This window comes from uncultured Aquimarina sp. (assembly GCF_947500065.1).
Lineage (GTDB): Bacteria > Bacteroidota > Bacteroidia > Flavobacteriales > Flavobacteriaceae > Aquimarina.
This window is the reverse complement of sequence record NZ_CANMQT010000003.1, coordinates 385636-404681: the sequence shown is the minus strand read 5'-3', so window position 1 is coordinate 404681 and position 19046 is coordinate 385636. Positions and strand designations below refer to the sequence as shown.

At 31.5% G+C, this 19046-nt stretch carries 17 protein-coding genes; 8 read left to right on the top strand and 9 right to left on the bottom strand.

The features are described from left to right. Positions 1-7 precede the first annotated feature (7 nt). The 3 genes from pulA to epsC form a co-directional block, all read right to left on the bottom strand. On the bottom strand, positions 8-1993 hold the full coding sequence (gene pulA, locus Q0975_RS11835; protein ID WP_299436856.1) for a type I pullulanase: 1986 nt from the start codon (positions 1991-1993) through the stop codon (positions 8-10). A 65-nt stretch (positions 1994-2058) separates the two neighbouring features. Further along, complete coding sequence (cysM, locus tag Q0975_RS11830) at positions 2059-2943, bottom strand: cysteine synthase CysM (RefSeq protein WP_299436854.1); 885 nt, start codon at positions 2941-2943, stop codon at positions 2059-2061. Beyond that, complete coding sequence (epsC, locus tag Q0975_RS11825) at positions 2943-3734, bottom strand: serine O-acetyltransferase EpsC (protein ID WP_299436852.1); 792 nt, start codon at positions 3732-3734, stop codon at positions 2943-2945. Before epsC ends, cysM begins: the two co-directional genes overlap by 1 nt. A 323-nt stretch (positions 3735-4057) precedes the next feature. Here epsC and Q0975_RS11820 point away from each other — a divergent pair, with 323 nt between their 5' ends. From Q0975_RS11820 to Q0975_RS11805, 4 genes are all read left to right on the top strand, one after another. Beyond that, positions 4058-4471 carry a CBS domain-containing protein gene (locus Q0975_RS11820; RefSeq protein ID WP_299436850.1) on the top strand — a complete coding sequence of 138 codons (414 nt, stop codon included), beginning with the start codon at positions 4058-4060 and terminating at the stop codon, positions 4469-4471. Positions 4472-4648: 177 nt separating this feature from the next. Further along, the gene (locus tag Q0975_RS11815) at positions 4649-5326 is read left to right on the top strand and encodes a DUF2461 domain-containing protein (protein ID WP_299436848.1); all 678 of its coding nucleotides are present in this window, start codon (positions 4649-4651) and stop codon (positions 5324-5326) included. Positions 5327-5408: 82 nt separating this feature from the next. Continuing rightward, complete coding sequence (gene gap, locus Q0975_RS11810; RefSeq protein ID WP_299436846.1) at positions 5409-6398, top strand: type I glyceraldehyde-3-phosphate dehydrogenase; 990 nt, start codon at positions 5409-5411, stop codon at positions 6396-6398. A 150-nt stretch (positions 6399-6548) separates the two neighbouring features. Continuing rightward, entirely contained in the window at positions 6549-8774 is a 2226-nt protein-coding gene (locus tag Q0975_RS11805; RefSeq protein WP_299436844.1) for a DUF5916 domain-containing protein, read from the top strand. Positions 8775-8786: 12 nt separating this feature from the next. On the opposite strand, the gene Q0975_RS11800 is transcribed toward Q0975_RS11805, so the two are convergent. Next, entirely contained in the window at positions 8787-9884 is a 1098-nt protein-coding gene (locus tag Q0975_RS11800) for a histidine kinase (protein ID WP_299436842.1), read from the bottom strand. Further along, positions 9885-10658, bottom strand: a complete 774-nt coding sequence (locus Q0975_RS11795) for a LytTR family DNA-binding domain-containing protein (RefSeq protein WP_299436840.1) — start codon at positions 10656-10658, stop codon at positions 9885-9887. A gap of 224 nt (positions 10659-10882) precedes the next feature. On the opposite strand from Q0975_RS11795, the gene Q0975_RS11790 reads away from it, so the two are divergent. Next, positions 10883-12013 (top strand): T9SS type A sorting domain-containing protein, encoded by a 1131-nt coding sequence (locus Q0975_RS11790; RefSeq protein WP_299436838.1) that lies wholly within the window; start codon positions 10883-10885, stop codon positions 12011-12013. Positions 12014-12320: 307 nt separating this feature from the next. Here Q0975_RS11790 and Q0975_RS11785 read toward each other — a convergent pair whose 3' ends face one another. Both Q0975_RS11785 and Q0975_RS11780 read right to left on the bottom strand, forming a co-directional pair. Further along, positions 12321-13157 carry a M57 family metalloprotease gene (locus Q0975_RS11785; protein WP_299436836.1) on the bottom strand — a complete coding sequence of 279 codons (837 nt, stop codon included), beginning with the start codon at positions 13155-13157 and terminating at the stop codon, positions 12321-12323. Positions 13158-13473: 316 nt separating this feature from the next. Next, on the bottom strand, positions 13474-13920 hold the full coding sequence (locus tag Q0975_RS11780; RefSeq protein ID WP_299436834.1) for a hypothetical protein: 447 nt from the start codon (positions 13918-13920) through the stop codon (positions 13474-13476). 241 nt (positions 13921-14161) lie between these two features. Here Q0975_RS11780 and Q0975_RS11775 point away from each other — a divergent pair, with 241 nt between their 5' ends. Together Q0975_RS11775 and Q0975_RS11770 are read left to right on the top strand one after the other, a co-directional pair. After that, positions 14162-14350 carry a hypothetical protein gene (locus Q0975_RS11775; protein ID WP_091405678.1) on the top strand — a complete coding sequence of 63 codons (189 nt, stop codon included), beginning with the start codon at positions 14162-14164 and terminating at the stop codon, positions 14348-14350. Positions 14351-14378: 28 nt separating this feature from the next. Beyond that, positions 14379-15437, top strand: coding sequence for an MJ1255/VC2487 family glycosyltransferase (locus tag Q0975_RS11770; protein ID WP_299436829.1), 1059 nt, complete (start codon positions 14379-14381; stop codon positions 15435-15437). 77 nt (positions 15438-15514) lie between these two features. Here the strand turns inward: Q0975_RS11770 and Q0975_RS11765 are convergent, their stop codons facing one another. Next, entirely contained in the window at positions 15515-16348 is an 834-nt protein-coding gene (locus Q0975_RS11765) for an OmpA family protein (protein WP_299436828.1), read from the bottom strand. A 343-nt stretch (positions 16349-16691) separates the two neighbouring features. On the opposite strand from Q0975_RS11765, the gene Q0975_RS11760 reads away from it, so the two are divergent. Continuing rightward, on the top strand, positions 16692-17657 hold the full coding sequence (locus Q0975_RS11760; RefSeq protein WP_299436826.1) for a M23 family metallopeptidase: 966 nt from the start codon (positions 16692-16694) through the stop codon (positions 17655-17657). A gap of 4 nt (positions 17658-17661) precedes the next feature. Here Q0975_RS11760 and Q0975_RS11755 read toward each other — a convergent pair whose 3' ends face one another. After that, positions 17662-18891, bottom strand: a complete 1230-nt coding sequence (locus Q0975_RS11755; protein ID WP_299436824.1) for a response regulator — start codon at positions 18889-18891, stop codon at positions 17662-17664. Positions 18892-19046 lie beyond the last annotated feature (155 nt).

Below are 19046 nucleotides of genomic sequence, written 5' to 3'. Positions count from 1 at the left end.
GTGTATGTTATTCTTGAAATAGTACCATCATTGATATTGGAGGCACCGTAATCTTATCCTTTACATTCTTAGTTCCTTCCAAATCAAAAGAATCACCTAAAACAGCAATTTTCCAAACTCCTTTTGGTCTATAAATCACAGCTTCAGGATTCGCATTATATACTACATAAATGTTTCTCCAACGATCACCATTAGCATTATTACTAATCTGATAGCTGATCAATCCATTTTTATCTTCTTTAAACTCTAGATTAGTTCTAACGGCATTCGCGTCAGTCATTCTAAAAGCTGGATGTTCCTTTCTAAGCATAATAAGATGTTTATAATACTCAACTACATCTGTATATATCTTTTTTCTGTTCCAATCTATCTGATTAATGCTATCCGGTAGATTATAGGAATTATGTTCTCCATTTTTAGTACGTAACATTTCTGCTCCAGCATGGATAAAAGCAATGCCTTGCGAAGTCATAACAATTGCATTAGTCAATTTTTGCATTGCAATTTGTTCTTCTTCAGTAGCATCTATTCTAGAGATTTTTAATTTATCATATACCGTATGGTTATCATGACAGGAGACATAGGATACAGATTGCCATGGTTCGTTAGCCCAATGAGTTTTTGAATAATTTACTTTCGTATAATCAATTTGAGGATGCTTAATTGATCCTACAATTCCCATTTTAACGGATTCTTCTTCGTTCTTAGCGCCACTTACAAACCCTGTACTTTCTTCTTTAAAAACAGAACCTTTTAATCCATCTCTTAGATCATCACTAAAAGCAGAAATCTGTGGCATTTTCAGAGTATTCTTTTTTAAAGCTCTTTTTTCTTCGGGTAGGGGAGAATCTCCAGCAGTCCAGCCTTCACCATATACAAAAATATTAGGGTTTACAGTTTTTACCGTTTCTGCTACTTTATTCATAGTTTCTATATCATGAATTCCCATTAGGTCAAAACGAAAACCGTCTAAGTGATATTCTTTTGCCCAATATACTATTGATTCAGTGATATATTTTTGTACCATTGTTCGGTCAGAAGCTGTTTCATTACCACAAGCCGAAGCATCTGATGGTTTCCCGTCTTCCCACTGTCTGTAATAATATCCAGGAACCTCTAAATTAAAATTAGAGTTCTTTGTTTTTCCAGTATGATTATACACAACATCTAAAATGACTCCAATTCCATTGTCATGAAATGCTTTAACCATTTCTTTGAATTCTTTGATTCTTACCTCGGCATGATAAGGATCAGAAGAAAATGAACCTTCAGGGACATTATAATTTTGAGGATCATATCCCCAATTGAATTGTGGTGTGTCTAATTTGGTTTCATCAATAGAGTAGTGGTCGTAGGTTGGTAATAAGTGTACATGGGTGATGCCTAATTCTTTTAGATGATCCATTCCGGTTACAATACCATCGGTTCCTTTAGTTCCTTGTTCTACCAATCCCAAATATGTACCTGGCGTAGTAGATCCTGATTTAGGGTGAATAGTCATATCTCTAATATGTAGTTCATAAATAATAGCTTCATTAGGATATTTCACAACCGAACCTTTGTCCTGATGCCATCCTTCAGGATCAGTTGTTTCAAAATCTAATACCATGGCTCTTTTACCATTAACTCCTGTAGCTTTTGCATAAATACCTGGAGTTTCTTCTAGCCATATTCCGTCAATCATAATCTGATAGGTATAGTACATACCATGTAGATCTCGATTAATTTGCTGGGTCCAGATTCCTTGCCCTTCTCGATGTAGTCCAATAGTTTCTAGAGGAGTTCCGCCATCACCTTCTTTATATAAGTGTAGCTGTATTTTTTCCGCAATAGGAGACCATATTTTAAAAGTAGTAGCTTCTTTAGTATACTCAAGCCAAAGGCTTGTTTCTGTTGGAGTTGGGTATTCTGTAAAGCTTGTATAAGTCACTTTCTTTTCTGAACAGGATATTATAGTAGATAAAACAAGAAAATACATGAAAACATGTTTCATATGCTGATATTTATGGTTTGTAAATGGTTTTGGTTGGTTAATATAGGTTTTAAAATATCGTTGTATTATGAAAACAAATCAGAACTTAGGTATCGATCTCCACGATCACAAATAATTGCTACCAGAACTCCACTATCTAATGTTTCTGCTAACTTTAGTGCTGCCGTTACCGAACCGCCACTGCTCATTCCAGAAAAGACACCTTCTTCTTTCGCTAATCTTTTAGCCATTTCTGTAGCTTCTTCCTGGCTTACTTCAATAACCTGATCAACCTTTGATGGGTTAAAAATTTTAGGGAGGTATTCTTTTGGCCATTTTCGGATTCCCGGAATTCGGGATTCATCTGTGGGTTGCACCCCTACAATCTGCACACTTTGAGATTGTTCTTTTAAATAGGTAGAAGTTCCCATAATTGTTCCTGTGGTTCCCATAGAAGAGACAAAATGAGTAATGGTACCATCCGTATCTTTCCAGATTTCAGGTCCGGTAGTTTTATAATGTGCTTTCCAGTTGTCATCATTAGCAAACTGATTTAGCATAACATATCCTTCCTCAGTTACTTTGGCTTCAGCATAATCACGAGCTCCTTCAATACCAACATCGGCAGAAGTTAACGTAACTTTTGCTCCATAAGCACGCATGGTTTGTACACGTTCTTTAGTAGAATTTTCAGGCATTACAAGCTCAATATCTAATTTGAAGATTCCAGCAATCATTGCTAATGCAATACCTGTATTACCGCTTGTTGCTTCAATAAGTTTGGAGCTTTGATCTATATCACCTCGATCTAATGCAGATTTGATCATATTATATGCAGCACGATCTTTTACACTTCCACCAGGATTGTGTCCCTCTAGTTTTAGATATAAAGTAATATTAGGGTTTTTAACTAGGGAAGTAGCTTTTACCAAAGGCGTATTTCCGATTAGGTCTAAAATGCTATGAGACATTAAACAACTTTTTTAATCTTAATTTCTGATGTATTTGATATAATTGAATTTTCTGGTACCGATGATGTAATCCATGCATTACCACCAATAGTACTATTAGTTCCAATGACAGTAGTGCCACCAAGTATGGTTGCATTTGCATAAATGGTTACATTATCTTCTACTGTTGGATGTCTTTTTACATTGCGTAATTTTCTATCTACGTAAAGACCACCTAGTGTAACACCTTGATATATTTTTACATTGTTTTTTATAATAGCCGTTTCACCAATAACAATTCCCGTAGCATGATCAATAAAAAAGGATTCTCCAATCTCTGCTCCTGGATTAATATCCGTTCCTGTCAATCGATGAGAATATTCTGTCATCAATCTAGGAATTAGAGGTAAACCAAACTTTAATAGTTCGTGGCTTAATCTATAAATAGCAATAGCATAAAAACCTGGATATGCGAGGTATACTTCTTCAATAGAATTTGCAGCCGGATCACTCTGCATAAAAGAATCCGCATCTTTATTCAGTTTCTGTAAAATATTTGGTAATGTATCTAAATAAGATTGCCAGATTTTACTACATGGTTTTTCGGTTTTCCAACAGGCAAGATCAATTAGTTCTTCGAAGGTCTGTTCTAAAATATCAATGTTTTTCTCTACTTCGGTATCTGAATCGAATAGGGTATAGAAAAGTAGATTGGTAAAATACTCAGTTCTTTCTTTCAGCTTTAGCTTTAGATTAGGATTTTTTTTCTGCTCCTTAATCTTAGCTATGATTTGATCTTTAGCTTTAGTCATAGTGCCTTTTTTGAAAAGTCTAGTAAATATATAGAATAAAGAAATAATGAGGTCTTATTTATTTGTAAATACTTACATTTTTGTGGTAATTATAACAAAGAGCGGTTAGAATTGATAGTAATCCATAAATTTTGGTTAAAAAAACGAAAGAAACCAATCCTTATTGGGACTTGTTCTTTCTAGTTAATAAAAATAATAGCAGATTCATACGCTGATTTACATTAAAACCGGATGGCTTTTTATTGTATTTTTTACTGATATATGTCATAATTTGTTTTGGAATATGAAACTACATTTGGATATCATTTTTAAATCAATTTACAATGAAAAAAAGAACTCCCATTTCAAAAATTATGACTTCTAATGTCATTACACTAAATAGCACAAATGGTTTAGAAACAGCAGAAATGCTATTCAAAGAAAATAATATTCGTCACATACCTGTAGTCAATGGTGATGTAATTATAGGAATGTTAAGTTATACAGATTTACTTCGTATAAGTTTTGCCGATGCTATTAATGATAATGATGTAGATACTGTAGTTTATGAAATGTTTACTATAGAACAAGTAATGGCTAAAAACTTGGTAAGCGTTAACTCTACTACCACTATAAAAGAAGTTGCGGAGATATTAGCTGAAAAAGAGTTTCATGCATTACCCGTTATTGATAACGGTAAATTAGTTGGAATCGTAACTACTACCGATTTGATAAACTATTTATTAGAACAATTCTAATCTAAGTATATATAGAATTTCTACTTTAAAAACCTGAGTCTGATAGCGCACACATACCGTTAGTTAAATAACCTTCTTTGATTTATTCTAAGGAAGGTTTACTTATGTTATTTAAAGTTTAGTTAAACTTCTTCTTAGAAAGTAGATTTTAGTAATTTTAGCATTAAAGTAAATTTTATGACTATCATACCAAAATCATCCTTTGAGTTTTTAAAAGATCTAAAAAAGAACAATCATCGAGATTGGATGCAAGATCATAAAAAACGTTATCAAGCCAATGAAAAAGAATTAAAGGCTTTCTATGCTTCAGTTGCCGAACGACTCAATGAACATGATGAGATAGAGAAAACAAAGGTTTTCCGTATTAATAGAGATGTACGTTTCAGTAAGGATAAAACACCTTATAATGTGCATCGTAGCGTTAGTTTTAGCAGGGCGGGAGCACAGCGTCGAGGAGGGTATTATTTACGATTAGAACCTGGTAATTCGTTAATGGCTGGAGGATTCTTTAGCCCAGAACCAAAAGATTTACTTCGTATACGTAAAGAATTCGAAATGGATGATCAAGAAATTCGAGATATCTTGTCTAATTCGGATTTTAGTAAAGCATTTAATGGTTTTAATACTGGGTATCAGGTTAAGACCGCTCCCAAAGGATTTAACAAAGATCATCCTGCTATTGATTTGATTAAGAATAAATCATTTTTTGTAGAGCATAAGTTTACGGATAAAGAAGTATTTGCTCCGGATTTTCTAGATAAATTAGTATACCATTTCGAGTTATTACGCCCATATTTTGATTATATGAGTGATGTATTGACGACTGATTTAAATGGAGTATCATTAATAGATTAATATATGTAATATTTAGTCATTTTAAACGACAACTATAGGGTGTTTATAACCACATTTTAAACCAACAAAAAAATAAAAAAGTATGAAAAGAATAGCAATTAATGGATTCGGAAGAATAGGTCGTGCAGCGCTAAAAGTGATTATGGAAGAACCAGGTTTACAAGTAGTAGCTGTAAATGACTTAATGTCCGTAGATAATGCTCAGTATCTTTTAAAATATGATAGTGTATATGGTATCTATGATAAAGAAGTACGTATTCATGAAGATCATTTACACGTAGATGGACAAAAAATATTATACTTTAATCAAAGAGATCCAGAACAACTTCCTTGGAAGGAAAATAATATTGATATAGTAATAGAGAGTACAGGTTTCTTTACGAATAGAGAAGATGCAGAAAAGCATATCAAAGCTGGAGCCACTAATGTTGTTATATCAGGTCCTACTAAAAGTAAAGATACACCTACTGTTGTTCACGGAGTAAATACAGAAGATGGAAAAACTGCCATATTTTCATGTGCAAGTTGTACAACTAATAATATAAGTCCTGTTGTAGAGATTTTGGGAAGAACTATTGGAATCAAAAAAGCGATACTTAATACCATTCATGCATATACAGCATCTCAGACATTAGTAGATGCGCCCTCTAAGAAAAATCCAAGAATGGGTAGAGCAGGAGCAGTTAATTTAACTCCAACATCCACGGGAGCAGCTATTGCTACAACGAAAGCTTTGCCACAATATGAAGGTAAGTTTGATGGTATAGCAATCCGTACTCCTGTTCCTGTTGGTTCTGTAAGTGATGTTACGTTTATATCAGAAAGAGATACTTCTGCAGAAGAAATTAATGAAATACTTCAGAAAGAAGCTAAAACGGATCGATACCTGAAAGTATTAGATGTTACTTATGAGCCTATAGTTTCTTCTGATATTAAGATGAATCCATATGCATCCACGGTTGATGCATCGATGACTAGAGTGGTAGATGGAGATTTAGTTAAGATCATGATTTGGTATGATAATGAGTGGGGATTTACGAATCAAATGATTAGACAGATACAGGAACTGTAGTTAACTTTATTTTTTTGGTACTTTCAAAAACCTCATTTTTCTTCTTGTTGTTTGTAATAATTTTAACATAAAGTTAATTTTCGTATTCTATTTTTGAGAATTCAATATCAAAAACAGGAAAAGATTAAACATAAATACGAAAATTTCAATATGAGGTTTTGGATCATTGTACTCTTCATTAGTTGGGGATATCAAAATTTTGCTCAATCAGGAAACACAGAAAAAAAATCATTCAAAGTAGGTACTACGAATGAGAACATGGAAATAGATGGTCAATTAGATGAGGCTATCTGGACTAAATTAACCCCAGCAAAAGATTTTGCACAATATTTTCCTAATGATTCTTTACCTGCTGTAGCAAGGACAGAGATATACATGTGTACAGATAAAAAAAACTTGTACATAGGTATCAAATGTTATGCTGCTGGAAATGATTGGGTGGTAGAATCTTTAAGGAGAGATTATAGAGCAGGAGGAAATGATAATATTACGTTATTGTTTGATACTTTCGACGATGAGACTAACGCTTTTTATTTTGGAATTAATCCCGAAGGTGTTTTAAGAGAAGGTACTATAAGTAACGGAGGAAATGTATTTCAAGACTTTTCTACTTCTTGGGATAATAAGTGGAGAGGAAGCGCAAAAAAATATGATGGATATTATACTGCAGAACTAGAGATTCCTTTTAGTACGTTTAGATATCCAACCCCTTCAAAAAAATGGGGTTTTACTAGTTATCGTTTTGATACCCAATCCAATGAAATTAGTACATATCCAGGAACGCCACGTAATCAGGTAGTATTTACATTAGCCTATACAGCTGATATGATTTGGGAAGAAGATCTGACAACCAAAAGCAGTGCAATTTCCTTAATACCATTTGTATCTTCAGGGATTAATAAAGACTATGAAGATGATACACCTACTGACGAAATTTTTGAAATCGGTGGTGATGTTAAAATAGCTTTAACACCAGGATTAAACTTAGATTTAACGGTAAATCCTGATTTTTCGCAAGTTGAAGTAGATGAGCAAATTACCAATCTAGATCGATTTGAGATATTTTTTCCAGAAAGAAGACAGTTTTTTTTAGAAAACGCTGATCTTTTTGGACAGTTTGGGTTTTCTAATATCAATCCTTTTTTTTCTAGACGTATTGGAGCTGCTGAGGATGTTATTACTGAAGATTTGGTGCAAAATAGAATATATGGTGGATTGCGTATTAGCGGGAAGTTAGATCCTAAAACAAGAGTTGGTTTGTTGAATATGCAAACGGCATCTAGCGAAAACCAAGGGATACCTGGCACTAATTTTGGTGTAGCCGTTGCACAACGCAAGATAGGAGTGCGATCAAATATCGGAATTATTGCTGTTAATAAACAAGCGGTTAATTTTGATGAAAATCTGGATACGCTAGATATCAACAGATATAATAGAATGGCAGGTATTGATTATAATTACTCTACTCGGAGCAATACCTGGTTTGGTAAGAGTTTTGTTCATGGAACGTTTTCTCCGGAAACTGATCTTGCAATAGCTCAGGGAACTACTTTGAATTATAATACAAGAAAATTTGGCGCTCTGTGGAAACATGAATATGTTCATGAGGATTATAATGCAGAAGTTGGATTTGTACCTAGAACAGATTATTTCAGGGTAAATCCAAGTGCAGAATTACGTTATTATCCTCAAAATGATTTTTTGAATAACCATAATTATGGAATAGAGGCAGATATTTTTTGGCGCCCAGGTTTTGGTAAAACGGATCATTTTTTATCTGTTGGGTGGGGAGGAGAGTTAACTCAAAGGTCGAACTTCGGATTTAATCTGAATCATAGTTATGTGTATTTATTTGATCCTTTTGATCCAACAGGAACTGATTCTGCGGAGTTAGCAGCTGATCAAGATTTTTCTTGGGTTAGTTTCACTGGTAATTATAGAAGTGATAGACGGAAAATATTTAGTTGGAATTTTAACCCCTACATTGGAGAGTATTTTAACGGTTGGCGTTATGGTACAAGAGGAGGTTTTAATGTAAGGTTTAAACCCAAAGGCTTTTTTTCATTAAACTACGCTGTTAATATTTTCGACTTACCGCATTTAGAAGGTACAAGAGAGACTTATTTGATTAGTCCTAGAATAGATTATACTTTTTCTAAAAGCTTGTTTACTTCTGTTTTTGCACAGTACAATTCACAAAATGATAATACCAATATTAATGCTCGTATTCAGTGGAGATTTGCACCAGTATCAGATCTAATTCTTGTGTATACTGACAATTATCTAACAGGAGATGTGGATCCAATGGATCGTTTTGCTTTTGATGTAAGAACCCGTTCTATTGTGTTAAAAATTACGTATTGGTTGAACTTATAAAAGAATTCATCATTATATATATGCCAAATTACCCAGTTCTAAAGGTATTTCCATAATAGTTTCTACGCCAGTATTATTTTTTAAGTTTCTAAATATGAAATCAAAATTCTTATTGTAGAGGGTAAATAATCGATCTTTTATGTTTTTTATACCCATTCCTACAGATTGAATATCATCTATCATCTCTCCGTTATTGGTGATATTGATGAATAGTTTATTGTCTTTTTTGTAGATATTTAGTGTTACTTTGAGGTTTTCTACGTTATAAGAATACCCATGTTTAAATGAATTTTCTATAATTGGTTGAATAATCATACTTGGAATTAGTACATCTTTGATACCTTCTTCTATTTGAATATCCATTGTTAGATGATCAGAAAAGCGTATTCTCATGATATCGATATATTTGTTTAATATGGATATCTCTTGATGCAGTGGAATTAAGTTTTCGTTCTTAATGATTAAAATTTCTCTTAATAAATCTCCTAAAAAGACAATCATATCCTGAGCTTTTTTTTGGTCTTCTTTGATTAAAGCAGAAATACTATTTAGAGTATTAAAAAGAAAATGAGGATTCAGTTGAGATTTTAGTGCTTCCATTTTAACATTAGTAAGTTGTTCTGATAGTTGTGCTTTTTGAACTTCTATTTTAATGGTTCTATTGATGTAATAATATGAGTAAATTATGCTAACAAAACCGACATACCCTAGAAAATCACGACCTGATGAGTAGATAAGGAGGGATATAATTTCACTTTCAGAAAAAGAAGTTGCATCTCCGTCGGTAATCGACAAATAGATTACACCTGATAAAGTAACGAGTAAGCCATAAACCCAAGATAATACGAAATGAATAGAAATGATATAAATCCATTTATAATTACGATCAATCATAATTTTAGTTATGATAAGAACAATGCAAACAATAGGAGTGATAGTGATTGCCGTAACAGTAAGCTGTTCCATAATTATGCTAAACCATTCGATATTTTCAAAAACCTTTTCTTCCTGATAGTTTATAAATATTTCCTGAATTATGGTTACTGTTTTATAGGCTCCCACGTATCCCATAAGGATTAAGAATAGCTTTTTATCTATATATTTCCTCACTTATATTCCCATTTTGGTTAAAAATTCCTTTTTGTAACTCTTGCTGATTCTAAATTGATTGCTGTCTTTCATTTTTACATCAATAGCACCGTAACCTGAATTTATAAGCTCCTGAGTAAAATCAATATTGATAATTGTAGAACGATGGATTCTAATAAAATGTTCGGGATTTAGTATACTTAGCAGGTTCTGCAAAGATTCTCTGAGAAGGTATTTTTTATTTTCGGTATATATTTCTGCATAATAGTTAGATGCCGTTATATATAAGATATCATTTGGAGGTATAAATATGGTTTTGTTTCTTAAAGGAACTGGCAGTTTTTTAATAGGACCAATATTAGTTGTTTTATCAGTAGTGCTAACATGATGTATCAGATCATTAACTTTTTTCTGTAATTGAGAAGTATCTTTTCTCTGAAAAGTTTCAATTGCTTTATTGACAGAGACATAAAATCGATCTTCATTAAAAGGTTTTAGTAAATAATCGAAAGCAAAAAAATTAAATGCTTTTAAAGCATAAGAATCAAAAGCAGTAACAAATATTATTATAGGAGCTTTTGTTGAAATTCCTTCTAGAATATCAAAACCTGTCATGTCCTTTAATTTTATATCTAAAAAGATGAGATCAGGTTTTAATGTATTAATCTTCAAAATTGCTTCCTTACCAGTTTTACACGTACCAATTACATCAATCTTAGATACAGTTTCAAGTAAATTATCTATCAATTTTCTTGCTAAAGGTTCATCATCAATGATTAATGCCGAAATTTTCATGTCTATAGTTTAGCTACACTTTTGTTATATGATTAGAGAACAATTTAGATAAAAAAAATAAGCCAATTACGTAATAATTGCATTCACATCAAAATACTGTTCATTCACTTCAAAAAAAAGGCATTCTACTTCAAAGTGATGTAGTGATATAACAAAAACGAATAATTTTAAATTCAAATCACACGAATACATCATTAATTTAAATAGTCTAAAAGAACAAGGAAATGAGGAAATTTTATGTTTTAATATTTGTCATTATATCATTAGTCACTTATGGTCAAGAAGTAACTACAGTTTTAAATTCTCCAGATGCGGTTGTAGATGATGCGCTAGCCTTGGATGCTAGAGGGAATTTATACGGCTCTAATTTTTTTGGAGATTCAGTGTATAAAATTACACCATCAGGAGAAGTAAGTGTATTTGTCTCTGGTTTGGCTAACCCAAATGGATTAGCTTTTGATCGTCAGGGTAACCTTTTCATTGCAGAATATAGCGCTTCTATTATCCATAAATATGATAAAGAAGGGAATTTGATAAAAAGTTTCCCTGTAGATGGTATTCCATCAGGAATGATTACGTCAAGGTATAGAAATTCTATTATTTATACCGATGTACGCGATAATGGAATCAAAGAGTTGTTGCCAGATGGAACGATTAAAGTATTGTATAAAGGAGCACCACTTAATGCACCAGTAGGATTAGCTTTTGATAGAAGAGGCGCATTGTATATTGGTAATTTTACGGATAGAAAAATATATAGATTAACTTCTAGAAACCCAGCGTTAGAATACATTGCCACAGTGCCTGATTCTGGTACAGACTTTCCTTTTTTGGGTTTTGTTGCTTATGCTAATGGTTCACTTTTTGGTACCGTTTACGGAGAGCATAAGATTTATAAGATTAATCCTCGAAAAGTAGATGATGTCACAATTTTTGCGGGAAGTATTAATGGAGATATGGATGGAGATATTACAGAAGCAACTTTTTCTTATCCCGCAGGAATCATTGCTAATAGAACCGGAACTGCATTATATATTTCTGAGCTTAGTGGTGTAGGAAATATAAGAAAAATTTCCAGAAAACGGGAATTACGTAAACCAGAATTAACAATAAAAATGTTTCCAAACCCTACTTCAGAGTTCGTAAATATTGGCGTAACACTATCAAAGGAAACAAACTTTACGATAACTGTACAAAATATATTTACAAAGACCAATGTGTATCATAGTGATGAGTTTTTTGATAATGAAAACTTCCAAAAGACTATTTCCGTTAAGGATTGGCAACCTGGTTTTTATAAAGTATTAGTTATTGCAAATGGGTATAAAACTTTTAAACTATTAGTGGTAAAATAGTGTAACGATACTCTCAATGAATATTAATTATTAACTTAAAAAATGTATTTTCAAAATGAAAAGTATTTTAAATTTAAAAGGAGTTATCTCCTTAACAAAAAAAGATCAGGTTAAAATTTTAGGTTCGGCTCGCTCAACGTGCTATCAGTCGGGATTTCGATGTTGTTTAGGAACTCCACATGGTGACTTATGTGATGCAGGAACTTGTAATAGTAATGGATATTGTATGTATTACTAATAAATACAGTTGAGTTACTATTAATAAACAATCCTCTAGGTACACCTAGAGGATTATTTATTTGGTTTTCTAATAGAGTATATTTAATGCTGTCTTATCAGTTTCTGTAAATTCCCCATCTTCGCTTGCGCCAAAACATGCTAACATAAGAGAATCAGCATTTGGTGAAATAGGCGTGCCAGGAATCCATATAGCCGGTGGTTCAGCTGGAAGTGGACCTGAGTATCCACAACTTTGACGATTATACCAATCCTGATGTCTTAATCCAATGCAATGACCAATTTCGTGTCCAATTACGTGTTCGTTTACATTGGTTGTAAATGCATCTGTTCCAGAATTGATTCGAACCCACTTATAGGGTTGACCTAAGGCATTAGGAAAACTTGCGTTACCACCACCACCTGCAACATCTATTTTGTATACTACGATATCCGCAGGACCAAAATTTGTACCAAATGTAAGATTAAAGTTAAGGCTATTAGGTAATGCATTATAGTTGTTAACCGCCCATCGTAAAGCCGTTTGCATCTTGGAGGTCAAAGCAAAGCTACCACCGGTATATCCTAATATATCAATATTTCTATAATTTGGAGATACGATATTTATGTCTCTATATTGCTTGTTGTTACCATCTAGAGACTTTAACTCAGGATATGAATCTAAACCTGAAATGGGAACCAGAATATCTCCTGAGACTAAATATTTAGAGGTTTTTCCATCTAATGTGGTGATTTCTTCTATCGAAACATCATCAATGTTTACGCCCATACCGAATAATTTATCAAGTTGTTCTTTGGTGGGTTCATAAACTATTTCTTGTACTTCTTCAGTAATTTCTTTTTTTTGGCAAGAAAAAGTTATTGCCAGAGTAATCATACAAAGTGTAAATAATTTGATTTTTTTCATTGTAATACATTAGTTATGGTTAATTATTTAAATTGCTTTACTGAAAGATTATTTTAAGGGGATGGGCTGTCACAAACCTTTTCATAAAAGTTTGCAAAAGAAATAGTTTTAGGAGCAGTATATAATTAATGTATGAAACCATACATTTTTATTGCATTCAAAAGTAAGGTGTAATAATATGTAGAAAAAGGGGCTTAAAACCCAAATCAACGGGGTAATCCCCTTCATTTTTTTAATTATGTAGGAGGAAAGAATTTCTTTTAAAAAGAGATATAGATTTTCCTTTAAATGTTTTTAAAAGAAAACACATTATTATTCATTCAATTCTTGTGTAATTTTCAGCTTGAGAGTAATGACCGTTTTCATCCACAGCAATTTGTTGGTATGAATTTTTATCCATAATTAATTCAAATTTAAAAACGTTTGTGGTATCAACAATCTTCATCATCGGGCCAGATGCGTATTCTAATCGCTCTTCTAGTATATTTCCTTTAATTATATAAGATCCATATCCAAACCATTCATTACTATCAGCAGGATCGAATCGTGTCCACATTACTTTACCCTTACTGTACATTTTTACCTGCCTATATCCATTGGTGTTAAAAATGGTGTCAGAAATTTGGTTATCATCATATAGCAATTGATATTTTAGATTCCACACTCCTTCTAGGTTATAGAAGTCAATTGGCGTAGTGTCATGCGTATTATGAATTGTAGAAGTAGAAAATAAGCCGAGTAGAATCAATACAAATATTTTCATGATTGAGTGATTTAAGTTTTGAATCTTAATAAGTTACAAAAATTTTATGAGATTTATTTATTAAAAAAAACCTTTATAATTTCTTTAGGAGAGATTGTGAATAAGAATTTAATAACATACTTAGCTTATCAATAAAAGTAATAATCATAAAAAGTAAATTTGACACTTGATAATAGTAGGAGATGTGTTTTTAATATCCATATATACAAAACGTACTCTAGCTTGAAAACAAGAATGTAATATGACTGAATATGTATTGTTAACAGATGAACAAACCTATTTTGTAGAATATCTTATAGGAGAATTGATTTTATCTAATAGTATCAGTGAAGCGATGAAATTTAATGATGAACATTTAGCTTTGAAATTTAAGAAAATGTTACATAGTTCTTGTAAGTTAACAACAAGTGTAAATACATATATAGATTAATACTTGCCATAAAATATAAATACGCAGTTTGAAAATATTATACGGAGTTCCAGGCGAAGGGATGGGACACGCAACGAGAGCGAAAGTAATTCTAGAACATTTAGTTAAAAATCACGAAATAAGAATTGTCTCAAGTGATAAGGCGTATCTATTTCTCAAGAAAATATTTCCAAACCAAACGTATCAAATTAAAGGATTTCAATTTTCATATAAAGACGGTGTAGTTTCTAAATCTAAAACATCCGCTAATATTATAAAAAATGCACCCAAAAATTTAGTTGCGAATTTTAAAAAATATAAGGTTCTTCAAGGTGACTTTACCCCAGATATTGTCATATCCGATTTTGAATCTTTTACATATGTTTATGCTAAATATCATAGAATACCTATAATTAGTATTGATAATATGCAGATTATTGATCGAGGTAAGATTGATATAAAAATACCTGAATCAGAAAGAATTAACCATAAAATTGCAAAAGCAGTGGTTAAAGCAAAACTTCCAAATTGCAATCATTATTTAATATCTTCTTTTTTTGATATTGAATTAAGAAAGAAGAATAGTGTCTTAGTTCCACCAATAATTAGAAAAGAAATTCTAGAAGCAGATCAGGAGATAAAGAATCATATATTAATTTATCAATCTTCTTGTAGTCAAGAAATAATGATTGACATATTAAATAAACTTACGGACGAGAATTTCTTGTTATATGGATTTAACAAAGAAGAAAATCACGGTAATGTAGCGTTGAAGAAATTTAGTGAAACTGAGTTTATTGACAATTTTAGGACTGCTAAGGCTGTTTTTTGTAATGGAGGGTATTCATTTATTAGCGAAGCTTTATTCTTGAATAAACCCATATGTACTGTGCCTATTAAAAATCAATTTGAACAATATCTAAATGGAGCTTATATACAAAAATTAGGATATGGAAAAATGCTGGAAGATTTTGAAGTAGATGGATTACAATCATTTTTGAATGATCTATCTAACTTTCAAAATAGAATTGATGAATATCAACAGAAAGATAATAGTTTGTTATTTAATATGCTAGATGAAAAATTATTAGAGTATACTTCAAAATAATAGTAAATTCATTTTTTGATATAAAAAAAAAGGGATGTATTGATATACATCCCTTTTCTATTTTGATTGTTTTTCTTCTAGTTAGAAGATAACATTGCAAAGAACTTGTCAAGATTCGGTAACAATACAATTCTTGTACGTCTGTTGATAGCCATATTCTCCTCAGTATCATTTTCAACTAAAGGTTGGTAGCTACTTCTTCCTGAAGCAATTAACTTAGCAGGGTCTACGTTATACTTTTTTTGTAATAATCTAGTAATAGAGGTTGCTCTTTTAACACTTAGATCCCAATTATCCTCTAGTGCAGGAGTACTGATTGTTCTTGGGTCAGTATGACCTTCAATCATAACATCAAGACTAGGCTCTGAGTTAATTACCTGTGCTAATTTCTCTAAAACATCATTAGCTTTATTACTTACTCTATAACTTCCACTATTAAATAACATTTTATCAGATATAGAAATCATTACTACCGTATTATCAATATCGATAGAAATGTCTTCATCTTCTTTCAAACTGTCATCTAGAGAATTTTTTAAATTGTGAGAAACGGCAAGATTCATAGAATCTTCAAGAGTTCTAGCTCCCTGAAGTTTTTCTGGATCTACTTGAGCCAATGTTTCTTTCATTTTCTCTTTAGTGTTGTTAGAAATTACGGCAAGGTTATCCACCATTACCATTTTCTCATTATTAGAATCTCTTAATGAATTAATTTTTGCATTATAATCGGAAACTCTAGCTTCGATTTTTGCAAATTTAGATTCTAATTCTTCTTTTTCTACAGTGGTTTTCTGTAACGTACTTCGAGTGTTGTTTAAATCAGTCTCTAGCGCTAGGTACTTCTTTTTGGATACGCAAGAGGTGGTCATCAAAGCCCCCGATAATACGATTAGTGTGAATACTTTTTTCATGGTTATTTAATTAATCTTTTATACGCTAACTAAAACTACTTGTTAAAGGTTTTATTATAATTCCACCTACTAAACTTTTCATAGTAAATTCTTAAAAAATGTTAAAAAATGACATTAAAATTAGGATACCGTACTATTTTTACGGTAAATTTACCGGTCACTTTTTTATAATAAACTGAATAACAATACTTTAATTTTTTTTATTTTATGATGAATAAATTTTCTGCAAAATGTAAATATTATTGTTTTTGTAACGAGATAAAAATTTTATCGTCTTATAACAAAACGAAACATCCAGAATCAACTTTACTTTAAATTTTAAAATTTTTGAAATTTCATGTTTTTGAATAAAAGAAAACTAATAGTACTAGGGGTTCTGTTATGTATCTCATTTACAGCAATTAATGCTCAAAAGACCAATCATACGGAGCATAAAAAATTGTTGAACTATAAAAGATTATTACTAGGAGGTACTATTGCATATTTACCTATTTACAAGGTTAATCAACAAAATATTATTGCTAATAGTAATTTAAAAAAAGTAGCCAAATCAAAGGATTTTAGTGAAGTCTATAAGAAAGATTGGAATAATACTATATTCAATATATTCTGGAAAAAGAAGTTAAAGGATCCTTTTGTATTGCATTTTGAAGATACCGTTTTCTCTTCTCCAGTAGAACATAAAATGGTAGTGACATCTAGATATGGTTGGAGAAGAGGCAGACCACATCAGGGCATTGATATTGATCTTAGAACAGGGGATAATGTGAAAGCTTTGCTAGGTGGGAAGGTTCGATACGCTAGACGTCACGGTGGTCATGGAAGAACTGTAGTAATTCGACATGACAATGGTTTAGAGACGGTTTATGCACATCTCTCTAAATATTTAGTTAAGGAAAATGATCTTGTGGAAAAAGGTCAAGTAATCGGAAAAGGCGGAGTATCTGGTAATGCTAGAGGAAGTCATCTTCATTTAGAAGTAAGATATCAAGGTAAAAGTATCCATCCCGAATATCTTTTTGATTTCACTCAGGAAACCAAGGTTAGATCAGAAGAAATTGCAGTTACTAAAAAATGGATGACTCCTAGATCTCATAGATCCACCAGACAGAGTAAAATTGTGATTCAAACAAATATAGAGGAAATCATAAATGATACTCCTGCAAAAAGTATATATGTTGTAAAGAAAGGAGATACATTACATGGAATAGCAAGAAAACATGATATTGATGTGTCCGAAATATGTAAAATAAATGAGATTAGATACAATTCAGTGCTAAATGTAGGACAGGAGATTCTGATTTATTAGGCTCCTAATTTTGTACGTGTTTATGTATCATTTCTAACAATATGTTTTTGTCATAAGGCTTTAATATATAGTCGTTTAATCCGGCTTGCATAATCTGCCTGTTTAACTGTGTAACATCTACTGCAGTCAATGCAATTATTGGGGTTTCATTATCAAATTCACGGATTCTTTTCGTTGTTCCAATCCCATTTAGTTTGGGCATATTAATATCCATTAGAATGATATCATAAAAATTATTTTTTGCTAATTCTATAGCATCAAAACCATTATCTATGGTTGTACATTCAAAATTCTCTTTAGAAAGAATTTTATCAGCAACTAATAAATTAAGCTTATTATCGTCAACAATAAGAGCTTTTTGTTTGTCATTGCCTACATTTTCATTAGTACCTTTACTATCAGGGTTAATTGTTTCCAGATCCACAACAAAAGCATATTCAGAACCAGCTTGTGAATTATTTTGTAATATCATTTCACCTCCTAACGACTTTGCTAGTTTTTTGACTATAGTAGAGTTTAAACCTGTTCCGAGATATGATTTTTTTACTTTTTCAATATCTATAAATTCTTGATAAATAGATCTTTCATCTTCTTTAGAAACTTCATTTCCGTCATGTTTTATCTTAAAAGAAACATTATTACTATTTCCTTTTTTGTTAATTAGATGAACAGAAAAAACAATATTTCCGTTCTTTGTAAATCTTAATGCGTTACTAATAAGATTCATTAATATTTGAGAAAGAATAGCGGGCTTTCCCTGAAGCATTTCTGGAATTTCAGGATCAAAATCTAAGTGTAATGTGTTGTCACTGTTCTCTGTGGCATAACTAAAAGAATTTATAATATTTTGGGTAAGTTCTCTTAAATTAAAAGACTTATTATCAGTTATAATTTTTTCAGATTCCAAAACATTGACCTGTAATATGTTATTTATAAGAGTTAATAAATAATCTCCTGAGAATTTCAATGATTTTAGGTTCTTATTATCTTTTAATTCAGGATGTTCATTTACTAGAATATTGGTTAACCCCATGATTCCATATAAAGGAGTTCTTAATTCCTGACTTAAAGAAGAAATAAACTCTTGATTGATTTGAACTTTTTGCTTAGTAGAATCATTCAATAAATTTAACTCTTCATTTTTGCGCCGGAGTTTAGAAGTTAATAGGTAGCATGTATAACCTAAAAAAAGAATTGCTACAACAGAGAGAATTCCGAAGACATAATAAATCATTATATATTTTTATGCAAAATAAGAGATATCGGATTTATCTTACAAATTTGAAAAGGTATTTTTTTGTAAAATTTGTTTTTTTTCTATTTAAACTGGATAAATTGTTAGTTTGGTCGACTTTTTGATAACAAATAACAAAAAAAAGTAAGGGAATG